The 16,861-nt window shown below is 30.8% G+C and carries 18 protein-coding genes, 1 rRNA gene and 1 pseudogene; all 20 read right to left on the bottom strand.

The annotated features are described in order from the left end of the window. Positions 1 to 195: transposase family protein (locus BLP46_RS13230; RefSeq protein ID WP_207645240.1), on the bottom strand; the 195-nt coding region annotated here is incomplete at its 3' end. Between the two features lie 243 nt (positions 196 to 438). Next, positions 439 to 555: ribosomal RNA gene (rrf, locus tag BLP46_RS11555) — 5S ribosomal RNA — on the bottom strand. A gap of 167 nt (positions 556 to 722) precedes the next feature. Beyond that, positions 723 to 2,321 carry a recombinase family protein gene (locus BLP46_RS11550; RefSeq protein WP_092979102.1) on the bottom strand — a complete coding sequence of 533 codons (1,599 nt, stop codon included), beginning with the start codon at positions 2,319 to 2,321 and terminating at the stop codon, positions 723 to 725. A gap of 122 nt (positions 2,322 to 2,443) precedes the next feature. Further along, a complete protein-coding gene (locus BLP46_RS13130; protein WP_167669262.1) occupies positions 2,444 to 2,608 on the bottom strand; it encodes a hypothetical protein in 165 nt (54 codons plus the stop codon). 108 nt (positions 2,609 to 2,716) lie between these two features. Beyond that, on the bottom strand, positions 2,717 to 2,806 hold the full coding sequence (locus tag BLP46_RS13500) for a DUF3789 domain-containing protein (RefSeq protein ID WP_143000493.1): 90 nt from the start codon (positions 2,804 to 2,806) through the stop codon (positions 2,717 to 2,719). 488 nt (positions 2,807 to 3,294) lie between these two features. Next, positions 3,295 to 3,735: an RNA polymerase sigma factor gene (locus BLP46_RS11540; protein WP_318259602.1), complete on the bottom strand. Its 441-nt coding sequence runs from the start codon at positions 3,733 to 3,735 to the stop codon at positions 3,295 to 3,297. A gap of 524 nt (positions 3,736 to 4,259) precedes the next feature. Beyond that, a pseudogene (locus BLP46_RS11535) lies at positions 4,260 to 4,478 on the bottom strand (transposase); the annotation flags it as partial. 187 nt (positions 4,479 to 4,665) lie between these two features. Continuing rightward, a complete protein-coding gene (locus BLP46_RS11530) occupies positions 4,666 to 5,892 on the bottom strand; it encodes an IS256 family transposase (RefSeq protein WP_092979098.1) in 1,227 nt (408 codons plus the stop codon). A gap of 72 nt (positions 5,893 to 5,964) precedes the next feature. Further along, the gene (locus BLP46_RS11525) at positions 5,965 to 6,654 is read right to left on the bottom strand and encodes an IS982 family transposase (protein WP_092979096.1); all 690 of its coding nucleotides are present in this window, start codon (positions 6,652 to 6,654) and stop codon (positions 5,965 to 5,967) included. A 371-nt stretch (positions 6,655 to 7,025) separates the two neighbouring features. Further along, the gene (locus tag BLP46_RS11520) at positions 7,026 to 7,631 is read right to left on the bottom strand and encodes an isopentenyl-diphosphate Delta-isomerase (protein WP_092979095.1); all 606 of its coding nucleotides are present in this window, start codon (positions 7,629 to 7,631) and stop codon (positions 7,026 to 7,028) included. Positions 7,632 to 7,640: 9 nt separating this feature from the next. Next, positions 7,641 to 8,279 (bottom strand): hypothetical protein, encoded by a 639-nt coding sequence (locus BLP46_RS11515; protein WP_092979094.1) that lies wholly within the window; start codon positions 8,277 to 8,279, stop codon positions 7,641 to 7,643. Positions 8,280 to 8,299: 20 nt separating this feature from the next. Continuing rightward, complete coding sequence (locus tag BLP46_RS11510) at positions 8,300 to 9,676, bottom strand: radical SAM/SPASM domain-containing protein (RefSeq protein WP_092979093.1); 1,377 nt, start codon at positions 9,674 to 9,676, stop codon at positions 8,300 to 8,302. Beyond that, positions 9,676 to 9,960, bottom strand: a complete 285-nt coding sequence (locus BLP46_RS11505; RefSeq protein WP_092979091.1) for a hypothetical protein — start codon at positions 9,958 to 9,960, stop codon at positions 9,676 to 9,678. The genes BLP46_RS11510 and BLP46_RS11505 overlap by 1 nt, the downstream gene beginning before the upstream one ends. A 13-nt stretch (positions 9,961 to 9,973) precedes the next feature. Then, a complete protein-coding gene (locus tag BLP46_RS11500) occupies positions 9,974 to 10,894 on the bottom strand; it encodes a radical SAM protein (RefSeq protein WP_092979089.1) in 921 nt (306 codons plus the stop codon). A gap of 115 nt (positions 10,895 to 11,009) precedes the next feature. Further along, positions 11,010 to 11,174: a hypothetical protein gene (locus BLP46_RS13125; RefSeq protein WP_167669261.1), complete on the bottom strand. Its 165-nt coding sequence runs from the start codon at positions 11,172 to 11,174 to the stop codon at positions 11,010 to 11,012. A 100-nt stretch (positions 11,175 to 11,274) separates the two neighbouring features. Beyond that, positions 11,275 to 12,282 (bottom strand): hypothetical protein, encoded by a 1,008-nt coding sequence (locus BLP46_RS11495; protein WP_092979088.1) that lies wholly within the window; start codon positions 12,280 to 12,282, stop codon positions 11,275 to 11,277. Then, positions 12,260 to 13,219: a hypothetical protein gene (locus BLP46_RS11490; RefSeq protein ID WP_092979086.1), complete on the bottom strand. Its 960-nt coding sequence runs from the start codon at positions 13,217 to 13,219 to the stop codon at positions 12,260 to 12,262. Before BLP46_RS11490 ends, BLP46_RS11495 begins: the two co-directional genes overlap by 23 nt. 10 nt (positions 13,220 to 13,229) lie before the next feature. After that, positions 13,230 to 14,129: a radical SAM protein gene (locus tag BLP46_RS11485; RefSeq protein ID WP_143000492.1), complete on the bottom strand. Its 900-nt coding sequence runs from the start codon at positions 14,127 to 14,129 to the stop codon at positions 13,230 to 13,232. A gap of 27 nt (positions 14,130 to 14,156) precedes the next feature. Beyond that, positions 14,157 to 15,422, bottom strand: coding sequence for a C1 family peptidase (locus tag BLP46_RS11480; RefSeq protein WP_092979082.1), 1,266 nt, complete (start codon positions 15,420 to 15,422; stop codon positions 14,157 to 14,159). Between the two features lie 11 nt (positions 15,423 to 15,433). After that, the gene (locus tag BLP46_RS11475) at positions 15,434 to 16,621 is read right to left on the bottom strand and encodes a hypothetical protein (protein WP_092979080.1); all 1,188 of its coding nucleotides are present in this window, start codon (positions 16,619 to 16,621) and stop codon (positions 15,434 to 15,436) included. Positions 16,622 to 16,861 lie beyond the last annotated feature (240 nt).

Here is a 16,861-nt window from a genome sequence, read left to right as displayed (position 1 = left end):
AAAAGCAGGAATGTCTTTAATAACTTGTACACGATAATCGTGAATTTTATCGGTGAAATTACCGCAACAAGGGCATTTATGCAGTTCCCTTTCTAATTTGCAATAAACGTGAATGGTATTATTTGTGCTTTTTATGTTTTCAATTAAAATGTCTTGCAATCCGAGTATTTTTTCTGTAAAATGTTTGTAGAGCATATTTGATTCTCCTTAAAATGGTTTGTTTCCACTTTCATTTTAAAGGTTTTTTTACAAATATGCTCTACTTTTTTACTTTTATTTTTGTAGGCTCTTTTTGTTCTTACCCCAACTTTTATTATAGAGCCTCAAAAAAATGATAAACTCGATTATAAAACAGAAACGGCAACTGCAAAAGTACCCGCCGGGTACTGTGTGCAACTGCCGCCAAATTTTTAGGATAAAGAAATACTCACTATCGAGTGTTGGCATCTTCCTATTTTCACAGCCCGTCGCCAGACTACTATTTTCGGCACTACAGGGCTTAACTTCCGTGTTCGGTATGGGAACGGGTGGACCCCCTGCGTCATCAACACCAACTGTTGATAGTGAGTATTCTTTTTGGCTCCCCCAACTGGGCTCGAACCAGTGACATCATGATTAACAGTCATGCGCTCTCGACTGCGTATCTTAATATACCCGAGTAGGAAATCGTAATCCTTTTCTTTATATATAGTATATCATATACTTTAGGATTCTGTAAATTCTTATCTTAAAAATTGTTCATATGATGAGTCCATAAGAATTTCTATTTTATAGCCCTTCCCTACTGTAATTTCCTTAAACAGTGTGCAGATAATCATTTTCTTTCGTTCCTGTGAAGCGTTATCAAATTCATCTGCCCAACTAATAAACTGTTCATAGTAGAAATCAATCTTCTTCATATCATTTTCTTTGTTATTAAGCTGATTTTCTTTTTCAGCTATTTGCTTCACATTATCGGCTATTTTACTTTTTGTATTTTCAATAGCCATTGATAATACATCAGGTGTAAATTTGCTATCGCCTAATAAAGCATTTGCAATTTCTTCTGTTAGATCACCGAGCTTTCTTTTTAATGTATCGGTTTCTTTTTCAAGCTTTTTAATTTCCTGCTTTATCTGTGTTATCTGAGTTTTGTACTTCTTTTCAATAGCAGCATCTTTTGGAGTAACTTTGATTTTATCAAAGCATTTATGTAATGCAGCAATTACAACTTCATCAACCTTTGAAGCTGTATACACACTTTGTCCATCACAATCGTTTCGGTTCATAGCTTTCCCTGAACACAAGTATCGGAATCTCCTGCCACCATTATGTACTGAACCGTCTTTTGTGGTGTATTTATCTACAAAGCTGTTAGCACACAATTTCTTACCACAATGGGCACAGTAGATATTACCACCGAGCATTGTTGAAGATTTAGCTGTACGGGATATTTGTGTTCTCTCATTGTTTGTGTATTTTCTCTGCTCAAGAATTTTCTGTGCTTGGTCAAAAATATCATCATCTATAATCTGTAGTTCTTCAATTCTTTTTGAGGTAACTCCACCTCTTACATAAAAACCACAGTAGATAGAATTTTGAAGAATTCGCTTTATAGTATTTGATTGGAACTTTGAACCGTTATGAGTGAGTATCTTTCTATCATTAATATACTCAGCCATTACATATGAACCGTAACCGTCTTTAACAGTTTTCTCAAAGATAGTTCTTACTATCTCTACTTCCCTTGGTTCCTGTTCAAGTGTCATAAGTTCTTTTCCTCGTTTATTCACCACACCACTTTTGACCAGCTTGTACCCGAAAGGAGCACATCCACCTGTGTAAATTCCATCTTCTACAAGTTGATGGAGGCGAGTTTTTACACGCATTGATGTTTTCTGACTTTCGCCGTTAGCTTGCCAAAATCTAATGTAATTCATAAGCTTATCAACATGGCTATCCATTCGTTGTTCACCCTCGTTGACACTCCATACTTCTATTCCGTGCTGAATGAACCATTCCACAACAAATGGTGTTTCGTTATCAATTCTTCCTATTCTATCGAACATAAAAACCAGAAGTATATCAAACTCTTTCTTTTCCGCTGCTGACTTAAGTTCTTGAACTGCATCTCTGTCATTTGCTGAAACCTTAAAGCCTGAAACGCCTTGTTCCTGAAACTCTTTCTTTATCACCCAACCAGCTTGTTTCTCTGCAAACTCTCTACAGGATTGTTTCTGCATTGGTATATCGTTTTTATCAACCTGACCTTTGGTTGATACCCTATATAAACAGTAAACTGTTTTCATTAGCTTTTCTTGTGTCGGTTTTGTTGTTACCATATTAACCTCTCTTTCTCATTTGTACCGACACTATTACTTGTTGAGTCGAGATTTCTCTCAACAAGCATTATATCAGGATTATTTTTAATATCCAGACCAAAACGGTACAAATCTAAAATATATTATGCTTTGCACATTCTGTTTTCATAAGCATCCAACAACAAGTTTTCTGCTATCTTGAGTGCATTTGATTTACTGCTTTTTAAAAAGTAGATTTTGGCATTCATATCTGCAAGTTCAATGACATTTTCTTTGTCAACATAATCTCTATTTATAATTGACTCCATATTTAAAAATTCCTTTCATTTTAACTCCTCTATATAAAGGTAATAGAAACAATCTGTTTGGCGAGAAGGGATTCTTTCTGTTACCTTTTCTATATATATGTAGGCTATTTATTTTCTGTGTGATGCAATGCTCATCAAGCACATTATCGCTACACTGATAAAACAACCTGTAAATAAACCAATAATAAAACCTGACATAATTTAAAACTCCTTTATCATTATTTTGACGGCAGAAGAATACACCTCTGCCGTCTGTTTAATATCAATCGTTTGGATAACTATAAATTACTAGCTATCCTATCATCGCTATTTATCCTCGATACCCTGCGATATAGGAACACATCAGACGGCTTTGCATATAGCTCCATTGGAATTTCACCACCGTGAGGTTCTCCCACAGCCGTCATCTTTTGTTGCGACGGTTTTATCACGCTCGACTTTTGACTTGACGGAAGTATCATTATCCCCTCTGCCTGTCATCGCTTTCATTGAATGTGCCTTTCAATGTCTGAGTCCTGAAGATATATAAATATGTTCGCTCATGTAGCTTGTCCGTAACCGAACAGCAGAAGGAAAGTATCTGATGTGCTGATATTTAATTTTCAAAGAGCAAAAGGAGTAAAAAATACCCCTCACTTTATTTGCCGTTAAGTGAGGGGTATGATAACCATAAAATTAAAAATTTTTTAAAGATTTATGATTTTCTTAAGTTTTTTGAGAATACGATGTTTTCTTTTATTTACTGCTACTTGTGAAATTCCAAGAACTTTTGCCGTATCACGTTCTGACATTTCATCGTAGAAAAGCATTTTTATGATAGCCCATTCATCAGCAGATAATTGATTAAGTGCATTATGTAATTTATCAATCTCATCGTTAGTCTGAATTATTGATTCTACACTTTCGCTATCATCTGAAAACTGTCTTTTGTTATCACTTAAAAGCCTGTCTAATGAATCCTCACGACTTGGGATGATTTTCTTTATATCACTGCTCTTATCTTTAATCACCCGTTCGGATTTCAGGTCTTTTTCAAAATAATTCATTTTTCTTTGTCCTTTTAAATACACGGTGTATATCTCGTCGGTTACGTCAATATATTCACCATTTATCCATAATTGTTTCAATTTTTCGTTCCTCCTGTTTTGTTTGACTTTTTGCGTTCAAACAGAACAGGAGGTCCACGAATAAAACATATTTCGCAGTTAAGAGCAAAAAAATGGCACACCTGAAATTCAAGTGTGCTGTAAGTGGTATGTTTAATTTTATTTAATAATGTAGACAAATACTTTTTATCCGACTATTATGTCGAAAAAAATACCGCAGTATCTTTCGACACTACGGTATGTAAAAATAATTTTATTCTTTTTATTTCATCGTTTGCCCACTTGTTTCTAATATTAACACCACTTTATTTAATAATTATTGATGATAACATAGAAAGCAAAAATATTTTGTCGTATTTTCACAACAATTACTAACCTGCATCAACTATCAGTAAAAATTTATTATAATTTTCTGATTTAGTCACTTAATTTTGCACTAATAATTAGCACAAATTTGCTTACTCCTGTATTACAGGTCCGATATCATCACAACATATTTAAAAACTTAAAATAATAATACTACTTTAACGTGAGTTCGACAAAAATTAGCAAGAAAAAGGCAGAGAAAGGCTATTGTTCAGATGCAAAGAAGGTTTTTTAGGCAAAAAAGAGTATGCGATTAGAGCAGATAAAACATTAACAAGAAAATTGTCAACCGAGCGATGACGTGAATGTTCTATCTGGCAAATATTTTTAAGAAAATCATTGACTGATTCAATAACAGCCCTTTTTCTGATAAGAACTTTATCAGAAAGCGACATAAGTTTTCAGGCACCCCATAAAATTCTGTGTAAATAATAATCCTTCAAGCAATAACAAAACAGCGGATTGTGGCGCAATCAGGCTTTCTGATTTGCCCCGTGTCAACTTTTCTTTCCTGTCTGCGGAATGTTATGCACGCCTTGCGTGAATAACATTTTGCGGCCAGGAAATTCTATTCTCGGGGGCAAATCAAGCCGGTATTCTGTCCTCAAATATTATCGATAACTGACTCAAAACTATGTCCCAGTTTCGACATCTTTGCGTCCAGCGTTCGACAATTTTTTGCGACGCTAAATACAACATTTTGCGCAGGCTGTCATCGTTTGTGAATGACGGCTTGTTCTTCGTAATCTGCCTGAACTGACGATTCAAACCTTCGATAATATTCGTTGTATATATTATCTTCCGAACCTCGGGCGGATATGCGAAGAATGTGGATAGAATATCCCAATTTTCCTCCCAACTTTTCACGCAGGAAGGATAAGTTTTGCCCCACTTGTCCTTGAACAAAATCAGGTTGTTCATAGCTTCTTCCTCGCTGATTGCTTGATATACTTTCTTGAGGTCAACCATCAGCTCTTTGATGTGTTTGTAGCTGACAAACCTTGTGCTTGAGCGTATCTGATGAATGATGCAACGCTGGATTTGTGCATTTGGAAAAGCCGCCTCAATGGCTTGTCTGAAGCCTGTCAGACCGTCCACGCAGAACAGAAATACATCCTTAATTCCACGGGTTTTGAGTTCATTCAACACATTCAGCCAGAATTTACTGCTCTCATTTTCGCCAATCCATATGCCGAGAATATCTTTCTGACCGTCAAGATTGATGCCCAGAACTACATATGCAGCCTTCGTGATATACTGATGATTTTCCTTTACTTTGTAATGGATTGCATCCATAAAAACGAACGGATATACAGCTTCAAGAGGTCGGTTTTGCCATGCAGTCACATCGGGCATAATCTTCTCGCTGATTTTGCTGACAAGCTCGGGGGAGATTTCTACATCATACAGATTTTTGATTTGTTCGGCAATATCACGCTGGCTCATTCCACAAGCGTAGAGCGAAAGAATTTTCTCTTCCATACCGTCTGCATTGCGGTTGTATTTGCTGATTATTTTGGGTTCATATTCGCCGTTTCTGTCCCTCGGAACTTTGATTTCAAGCTCGCCCATCTGCGTTTTTACCGTCTTTTTGGAGTAGCCGTTTCTGTAATTTTTCGACTTATTGCTACACTCATCATTCGACGTTCTTTCGCTTTTCTCATAGCCGAGTTCATCGGCAAGCTCACATTTCATAACCTCCTGAAGAATGTCCTTGAACATATCTTTCATCGCTGTCATAACTTCGTCTGTTGATGTGAAATTCTGACTTCTTACAAATTCTCTCATCATTTCTGCCGGTGCTTTTGCCATTAAAAAAACTTCCTTTCAAGCTTTGATTTTTCTATTTCCATTATTGCTCGAAAGGAAGCTTATTATTCACTTTTACACAAAATTCTCGGCGGTCTCGTTTTTCATATTCTTTCTAAGTTTTGTAACTAAGGTTATATTTCTTTCAAAGAGTTTTTCAAATAAATTCTTTGAAAGATAACCTCTGTCAGCAAAGAGCTTTCCATATATCTCTTTGGTTAAATGAGACATAACTTCCCAATTTCTATCATCGATATTGCCTGATGTCAGGCAAAACGATAGGATTTCGCCTTTATCATTTATCATAAGATGAAGTTTAAATCCATAAAACCAGCCTGTCGAGCTTTTTCCTCTTTGAGCTAATCCTTTAAATACTTTATGAGAATAAATTCTATGATTATCACAAACCTCTATTGGTGTTGAATCAACAAAATTTATCCCTGTACTCTTGCCAAATCCATAGTTTATAAGATATAATGTCAGTGGAACGATTGTCATTTTCATAACTTCTACAAATCGGTTATAACTAACCAATTTAGGAAAATATGGTTTTAATGTTTTGCATACGAATTTATTGTAATACCACTTGAATGTTCTGTAATTTGATAAATGAAAATAGATAACTATTGTCATTATTTCACTTAGATACATTGATGTCTTGGGAACAATCTGCTTTTTATCCATAAGCAAGTGAGTTTCACAATATTCCTCATATGCTTTACAAAAATCATCTACATCACAGAAAATTGCCAATAGTTCTTCCATTTAAATCTGTCCTTTCTTTGCTATGGTTTGCTTTTTGTACCTTTTACTATATCAAATTAAGGACAGATTTTCTATTTGTTTTTTATTTTTTCATCGAACTCACGTTACTTTATTAAATTCATATAAAATAAACACAATAAAAAATGAAAAGGCGCGTTTTTTATAAAAACATCTAATTTGCAAATCCCAATAGCTATAAAACTTTGTATTAATTTTTTTAATAAATTTGTCATCCTATAATGATATACATAAACAGATTGATTATGTATTGATTATTTACAAATTTCATAGTCTCTTTAGCACCTACACATTTAACATGTACTTTTACAAAATTATCGTACACCTAGTACATACTGACTAGTTGAACCTTTTTAATCAAATACATCTATTACTCTATCTTCTACAATCAATTCTTTAATAGCTTTTTTAACAAAATCATATGACTGTGAAAACCATGATGTAAATTCATCTGATCTACACTTCAATAACGTGTCTAATTCCTCTATAGACAACCACCTAATCTCACTTATTTCGTCAGTATTATAAAGTATTTTTTTCAATAATGTATCTTCAGGAGTGTATAGAATCACATGATCTATTTCATGTTCTTTCATATCGCCATAATCAGAGAAATACTTAAAAACACCTACCTGAATGATATTTGAGAAACTTTTATAATTCTGCATAACTGAATACTCAAAATCCGCCTGAATTCCCAATTCATTTACTATACAACGTTTAAGTGCTTCATCCCAAGTTTCGTTTTTATACTGATGTGAACAACAAGCGTTACTCCATAATCCAGCAGAATGATATTTGTCAGCCGATCGTTTTTGGATTAACATCAAATTATTTTTCTTATCAAAAATAAATATTGAAAAAGCTCTATGAAGCACTCCAGTTTTATGTACAGATATTTTCTCTGCATAACCTATTGTGTTGTCTTGTTCATCAACCAAAATCAACTCATTTATCATAAACAGCACCTACCCTAATGGTTCACCTATTTCAACAGGTTCCAATTCAAATTTTTCCGCAATCTGCTTATATCCGTTTTCTATCTTTAACATCTTTTGTCTTAAACACACCTTAAAATTGTCCCCAAAAATCCTTTTATACATATCAGGACAAAAACTATTATAAAATTCACTGCAAAACTCTATGTAAGTGATACTCCGATAATCTTTGGTACTCATAATTTCTAGAAGATGTTCTAACAATTTAATAAATGATACTGCTTCATCCATAAACTCTCGGCATTCATTAGCAACATCTGTATTGTACTTTTTTTCAAGGATACTAATAATTTCAGCTTTTTTATCAGTCCAATGGCTAAAAGTCCCTTTAAACATACGGGTATTGCTTCTATACTCTGACAACATTTCAGCAGTAGTTATACTAATGTTACGAACGTCATGCAATTTATGTAATGAATCTCTTGCATCTACATACCAAGAAGAAAACTCTCTTATTTCATTAAGCAATTTACGTATTTGTAATACTTTGTTATCATCATCTTTCTTCTTACTATATTTATTGAAACTTACTGCACTTATTGTTCCAATAGAAGTCGCAACTGCCGTAACAATAACTGCAACAATTGATATAAAATTCTCTCCTGACATATACATCCTCCCCTTCAATACTATAATGCCTCAAAACCTAGTAATAGATTAATTATTCTTGGCTTAGTTAGAATTAATTCAACTAATGCTGGGTATAAAGCTTTATTAACAGCACACTCCACCATATCTATTTCTGGAGGTCGTTTACCGCAACTTATTGCTCTTACGGTACATCCGCCTTGACAAAAAACATACCACTCACAAGTTTCACACACATTAGCCTTCTTAGGTATAAAATAATCTCTATTTCTTGATGCCTTATTTACCGTTGAAATCAAACTACTTTTATCATAAATATTTCCGATATTTTCAGTGGGGGTATCCGTCAATTCACAAGGGTATATATTACCCATCATATCAAATACAATCATTTTTTTACCGCCACAACAACCTTTTGAATGACATATATCAGAATATTCCCTAAATAAAAGATTTTTTATTTTTACCTTTATATTATGTTCTGATATATGATATCCTTTTTCGTTTAATTCAACAATCTTATTCAGCATTCTTAATTCTGCATCAGAAATTTCATCATTAGAAAGACATAGTTCTTCACAATCAGAAAACATACTTTTGTGAACAAAATTAAATTTTACATTCTTTAATTTTAGCTCACAAGCAAAATATTCTAGGATTTCTTCAATATATTTTGAATTATTTTTCGTAACTGTTGTTATAGTTCCTAATTTATCTTTATATTTTTCTTTTGCTAAAAGTAAATTTTTCTCAACAATATTATGTGTAGCCTTTCCACAATCAAATACTCTTTGACTGTCGTGTACTTTAGAAAAACCATCAATACTAATTCCAATAGCTATTTGGTTATCATATAATTTATCTATTGTTTTTTGTGTTAATAAAATCCCATTTGTTTCTACAGAAAAATGTACTTTTGTTCCAACCGGTTTAATTAGTTTTTTCATCAATAATATTGACTCTAACTCTAGAAGAGGTTCTCCCCCCCAAGGCTGTATACTAACATTTAATAGATGTTCTCTTTCACAATATTTTGAAATGTATTTGCATATATCTACAATCATAGATTTAGATATAGATTTGTTACTAGATCCAACATTTCTTAAACAATATTTACAATGCATATTGCATTTATTCGTTAAGTCCACCATAAAAAATTCTGGTAAAACATCACACGCATTATTACAAAAATGTTCATTATGATTTTCTACAAATCCTCTACTCTCCAATCTACGGAAAAGTTCTTTAGGGATTTTTTCATTCTCAAATGTTTTCAGGTAGTTACTATCCAATAAAATGATATGTCCAGAATATTTATTAAAAATAAGACACTTATTATCTTTTTCAAACACTATAAATTCAGTAATTTTTTTACCAGATTCTTTATCTATAAAAGAATTTATATTATAACGTTTCATTATTCAATCATACCTTTCTCAACACACCTATATATCCATCTTGAATAATCTTCTACCCCCATATTTAACAAGATATCTATTAGAATTTCTTCTTCTACACCATCTTCTAATATTTCTATTAGATTATTTAATTTAATCATATTATTACTCTCAATAAGCAATCTTTGATTTGTATCTCTTCTGTATAAGAGTATTTTATTTGATTTATTTCCATATATTTCAACATAAGGAGATATGCGTAATAATTTTGCATTGCTCTCTTTTAAAAAAATCTGTTTTTTCAAAATTATTTCCTCCTTATACAAAAGGCTTAATAATTCTATCTTTAAATGCCTCGAATGCGGTATAATATGTACCACTACAAATAGATTTAGCTTTACAATTTTCACAAAAAGTGTCATTAATTCCAACATTATTAGAAATACTAACCATTTTCTCATTATGTGGGTCTTTATATGCGTTATACATTACTTTTCTTTTTTTAGAAAAATAATCCCAATATATCACATCACTCGAACACAATGGCATATTAATACAGTATAAATTTCTGTTAAATCCTTTATCTTTCATTGATATATGATAATCAAAAACTTCTTCGAGATATGGTCGTAAATCAACAAATGATAACATTTCATTTATCAATTGATTCTTTGGAATTCCACAATAATCAATACTACACAGTTGAACATCAACATTTAAATTAAACGTGCTGTCAATAAACATATAAAAATCTTTTAAGTCTTTGTAGTTTGCTTTTGTAACACAATGTTTAATTATAATTCTTACACCATAATCCGATAGACTTAAAAGTCCCTTAACACTACGTTCAAAACTTCCTTTTGTTTGATTTGCTTGTTCATGCTCATTTGCCTCACTACTGTGCAAGGTAGTTATAATCTTAATCCTATTCACATCAATTTCCCTAATAAAATTCAATAAGAAAACATTATCGTGAAACCTTTCACTGTTCGTTAATATGGTAATATCCATTCCTTTTTGTTGTATATATTTCACAAGTTCAACAAAATGTGGGTGCAATGTAGGCTCTCCACCTGATATTGTAACATCTGTAATTCCCTGAGTTTCTAATAAGTTAACTGTATGTATGAGTTCTTGAATATCAGTAATCATTTTCTCAGTTTTTTCCTTTTGGGAACATGGACAAAAAAGACAATTTTCGTTACATAAATAACATATCGCTAAATATGCCCTTTTCATAACATCTATCCTCCATTCAATTATCAAGAATTAAAAATCTCGCAACATTGCTTGTAATAAATAAGACAATGTTGCGAGACTGAGTTGTATAACTAGATTGTGTGCCATAAACAAATTACCAACCAGCACCACCACCGTCATTATTCCAACCACCGTGAGACCAACCTACCAAAGACGAATTACTATCTTCTATGATAACTTGCATTTCCTCGTCGGAAACATTCTCAGATACCTTTACCATTGTACCCATCTTTTCAGAATAAATTTCAAAGTCCTTCATTATTTCACCCCCTTCATTCTAATTTAAGAATATTATACAATATATACTTTTATATTTTATACATTAAATATTCCATTTTCTTCATGTTTTTATCATGAATTTAATTTTCGTCAGGCTTCCAATAACAAGAATTATTTATCAAATTTGCCAACGGAGGGGTTTCCTCTTTTAAAGGATATGTCCAAGCAGAATTCACATATTTTAATATACGGCTATCTTTGTTCCATCTTCCACCAAGAATGCCAAACCACAACTGAAAACAACCACCCCATTGAATGGCTTTACACTTTTTTTTCTTTAGTTTCATAGCTAATGGCATTCCATAAGCACCACAACTTATTAAAGCTATATCAAAATCATACTGTAAAATCTCCTCTTCCATATAATTTAAAGCCTCCTCCCATGATTTAAATCTTGGATCTGTTTGACCTGCATTAGTTCTAATTGCTTCGTACGTTATCAGATTAAAACTAGGGAGAATATGATCGCTGTTGTTCCACAATATATTCCTTTTTTCATATTGTTGTTTTATTGTTTTTGAAAATGCTGAAACAACTAAAACGTTCTTATCTCTCAAGAGAAGTTGCCAATTAGGTAATTCACCCTTATGCAAAAATGGATATGGATATAAATAGTCAACATTTATCTGCTGCATATTAGGATTATAAAAATGTCTAAAAACACTATTATTAGGTATATCCCTCCAATAAGATATAACATCAACAATATCTAGATTAGAAATCACATAATTTGAATACTTGTCCAAAGAATTATCATCACAATTGAATATACCTGCATCCATAGAAATGTGATATCGAATAAAGTCTGAGTATTTTTTTCTAATTCCACATTTTTTTTCAAGATATTGATAACATAGCATATATTCATATAAACCGAATCTAATCGATGCAAAGGAAGACTTATTAACAATGTTATTTTTTATTATCCTTTGAGATGTTTTGAGATTTGGGAGACTTTTCATAAAACAAAAATTACGAAATGAAGAATTTGTATTAAAAAAACATCTAATTTTTCTTTCCATATCCGTCTCAAAATTATTTATTTTAATTTTATATTTTAATCCATTATTCAACCATTCTTCGCACATTATAACACCACACCCAAATTTGGTTTATCACAAAATCAAATAATTGTGGTTTAACAATTTGATTAAGCGTAAATATATTATTTTCCAGTTTATCTAATAAAATATTCACATTAGAAAAAGCTAAATCCACTCTGTTTACTAGGTTAATTTCTTCATCCATGGGAGTACAGTAGAATAAAACTGAATTTTTTCTTTTACACTTAATATCATCAACAAAATCACACAAATCATCAACAAGCCAAAATATTTCTGAAATACATTTCGCAGAAGCCATTGTTCTATCTGTTATATTTGAAATAGATGCGATAAAAAAAGCCACTGTTTCAAATTCAACCGATTTATCAATTAACAATCGCATTTCGGAGGAAAGCATTTTTTCTTTTAGCTTAAGAGATGTTTGGCTCATGTATACCTCAGACAAAAAAGCTTGTTCCATTTTTCGAATTATAATTTCATAATATGGTGATTTTTTTGCTGTTTCTGACACTAAAAAACATCTTATGTCATTAAGTAAAATATCCATCTCTTTAAAACAATCACTAATAAACGGCTTCTCTGAAACAAACACACGAATATCAAGTTTTTCTATTACCTTTTCTTTTTCACTTTTGCTAAAACGCTGTGAATCTAATATTTTATCTGCTAAACATCCAAATAAAATAAACTTTATAGCTATTAGTATATTTTCATAATTCACATAATTGGAATTGTTAATTTCCCATAAAGTAAATAAATTATAGTTTATACTACATGTTTTTTGCATATTAAATTCATACTTACGATAAATCTCATTTAGAAGATAAATTAATTCATCAAACATTTCACTTGGTAATGGTAATGCTGTTAATTTACTGTTATCACAATCCTTGAACAGATTAGCATTTTTTTTTATTAAATAATCATATAAATAAGAATAATAATCTTTACTACAGAGCATACAATCACCTCTATTTTCTCATGTTTTCAAAAGCCTGCAAAGCATATTCTTTTCTACATTGCTTTGCTGTTTCTACCAAAGGAAGCTTATTACAAACATCCTCATCACAATAGTTGCATGCTGTAATAAACGAGTTATCTAACAATTTTTTTATAGATAGTTTTAACTTATAATAATCTTCCTCGTACTGAGCTATACATACATAGTCGGTTGATAGTTTCTCAAAAACATTTAAATCTGCCCCATGGGCAGAATGTGGACACATATGTAATTCATCATTCAATAAACTAAAAAAACGATTCGGGCACTTGTTATATGCTTTTTTCAGTTTTTTACTATTTTTATGTTTAAAAGAAATGTTTGCCTTGTCCTTCCATAGTACATCATTAATAACATAATGAATACCATTCTCCTCCAGTTGAGCAATCAATTCATCTAACCTAATTGATTTTTTCTTGTAATTACTTATTGAAATCTTAATTTTTTTATTATTTTTCAAAATCCCAACGCATTGATCTGTAAAAACTAAAGTCCCGTTTGTTACAATAACAATATTTTTTATTTTATTCATACAAGATACTGCTAACAATATCTCTGATAAATTTGGTGCTAACAGTGGTTCTCCTCCCAATATTCTCAAACAATCTATACCATCAACACATTCACACAACTTAGATATATTAAGTATTAATTTCTCATAATCCACATGATATGGTGATTTATAATACTGTATTAAGTTAGAACATTTTTCACAACACAATGTACAATGTGTTGTAATTGGCACTTCTAAACAAGGCAAATATAGTTTATCCTTATTACATTTTGTCAGTATATAAGAAACTACTATACAATGTGATATTAAGTAATGTTCAAATAACAATTTTTCACTTTTTTTCTTAAGAAGCATCACACTTCACCAACCTTTTAATACTTGCACTTAGCCCATATAAAAAAAATCCCACGGCTTAACTTTTTTTGTATAAATTTTGGTTGAGTCAACCTCTTTACTTAAACAAACTTTATTAACAACTGCTTGAAACACGTAATTTTTATACCATGTATCAGATACACAACAATATGGTCCTAAAAAACTCTTTTTAGAACTATCATATGATATATAAAACATCTTATCTTTTTTCTGAACTTCATCAATAAATACCATTGCATGAGTAGGCGAGGCAATATGATGCTGAAATATTTCTTTTCTATTAAAAAACTTATAAGAACTATCCCCCATTATCCTTTTTAAATCAAACGGGTTATCATCAAATAGTGATAACTCCTTTATATAAAACTTTCCTGCATCACAAGAATACCAGCAAAAATGTTCAGTATTTATTTGTTCCTTAATGACTGAGTCGAATATTTTTTCAGGCAAAGACAAAAATTTATTTCTATATCCTTCAGCTACATTTCCATCTAAATCAATTTTGTAATTTACATAATAATTATCACCTATGCAACAAGTGCTAATATAATTTTCAAACGGAAATTTTATATAAATATCAAAAAAATCTTTAGGTGACATTTGAATAAATATTTCTTCAAACTCTTTTGGAATATCAACCTTCCTTGGCGGAACACCAAAACACATTATTAATAACTTATATATTTGTTGCAAAGCTCTTTCTTTTTCTTCATATACTATATGTTTATCAACACTCTTTTTACACATCTTTCGAATATTAATAGCATGACATTTTAGTAAATAATTAAAACAAGCATTAAGTTCTCTAGTACTTATTTGGGATGTATTATCTGGCATGCAATCGTATGGAACCATTCCATACTTAAGAATCAGGTTTCTAGCCATATTCCACTGACCTTTATCTGTCATAGTGTTATTCAATATGTATAGTACATTTCGATCTCTCATATCATAGGTAGCATATTTAATTATTAAGTCTAAAAAATAATTTGCTTTTTCTAATTTATCATAAAAAATTAAATAACTTTTAGAAAATGCAGTATATTCAATTCCGTGATTATATTTTAGGTATTGAGAAATACAAAAAAGTGTTGATGATAACCAACAATATCCGGTTTTACCTTGTTCAAAATATTCATACTCATTTTTAATTGGCATATGTATATACTCTATATCACGAGACATTATAGATTGTAAAATATTACCATTTCCTGTTGTGGAAGCAGCATTGGTACTCTCTTTTTCTAATCTTGTTAAAATCTTTTGTGTTAACAAACTTACTTCACCTACAATTCTTTTTTAAAATGCGAATAATCATCATTTTTCCACATATTTTCAAATACATCCTTAAAATGTTTAAATAATTCTGGATTCAAGCTCTTAAAAACAAACAAACTAGGACGTTCATTATTTTCTTTTAAAAAAGGAGAATACATATCTAATTTTATATAATCGTATCTATCATCGTTAAAACCAACTATAAAGAGTGCATAGGGTAAAGCTAGTGTTGTAAGCTTCAACTCCAAACTTGCACTTGGAAAACTCTCTTTTAATTTGGTAATTTTATCAATTGTATATAAAGATAATTTGCTTTTAGCTCTTTTTAAATGATTTAAATTAATTTGATATTGACAAGCCTCCTTATTTGCCTTTGAACCAGCTTCAGAGATTATAATTTCTATACGCAAATCCTTTTTACTTATTAATAATTCCTCTATTTTTTTAAAAAAAACATTACTTATATCTCTTGATATTGCTTCATCACCAAAAAGAGATATACCATCTATAAATAGCATTTGAATCTCTATTGCACGTTGTATTCTATTACATAGTGTTATTATGTTCTCATCCATATCTCTTCTAAATCCCATACATATATTAGGAGATAAATTAAAATCAAAGCCCATTTCATTAGTAATTATTTTTTTTATCTCAGAAATTGGATTTGGAAGTTGATGTTGATGATGCACAATATAATATAATATTTTCGCTAACACATATTTATTTTCGTGACATTTTAAATCTTTGATCAATTCTTCTTTTATATCTTTAAGTACAGGCTTTCCTCTTTTTAATAATAAATTATCTTTTTTTAAAATAAAGAGTAAATCATTTTTCATAGAATCTGATTCTAAACTTGGCTCTACCATATCTTGTATTACAAAATATTTTAATTTTTCATTATCATACGAACACAATTTGTCATAAAAATAATCAAAAGATATGTGCGGTTCATAAAACGCTACATTTCCAAACCCTTGTGTTGCATAATTATAAAAATTACCATGTTTGTTATCTCGAATATTTATAATTTTCTCTTTTAATTCATTATCATAATATGCCCTTGTTTTTCCATATGCGATAAAAGGTAAAAAATATGAAGCAAATAAAACAGGGGTTGAATAATAGTGAAAATAATCCGTAGCAAAAAGATTAGTAATAATATATTGTGATTTCATTCCTTTTCCTTTCATTATTATCACCCTCAAATTCAAGTAAATATAAGAAAAAGCATATTAAATATATATTTTTTTCAAACACAATCAGCAACATAGTTTTATCATTTGTTCTCACTTTTAGATTTTTTCTTAAACTAACTTCGATATTTTATATACTTATCATAAAATATTATTTATACAATTGGACATACTATTTACAATCTAAATAGTATTATTAAGTAAAAAACATATCGCAAAGTATTCTACTTTACGATA

Origin of the sequence: Ruminococcus sp. YE282 (assembly GCA_900101355.1) — a bacterium.
Classification (GTDB): Bacteria; Bacillota; Clostridia; order Oscillospirales; family Acutalibacteraceae; genus Ruminococcoides; species Ruminococcoides bromii_A.
This window is presented reverse-complemented; position numbering and strand designations above follow the sequence as displayed.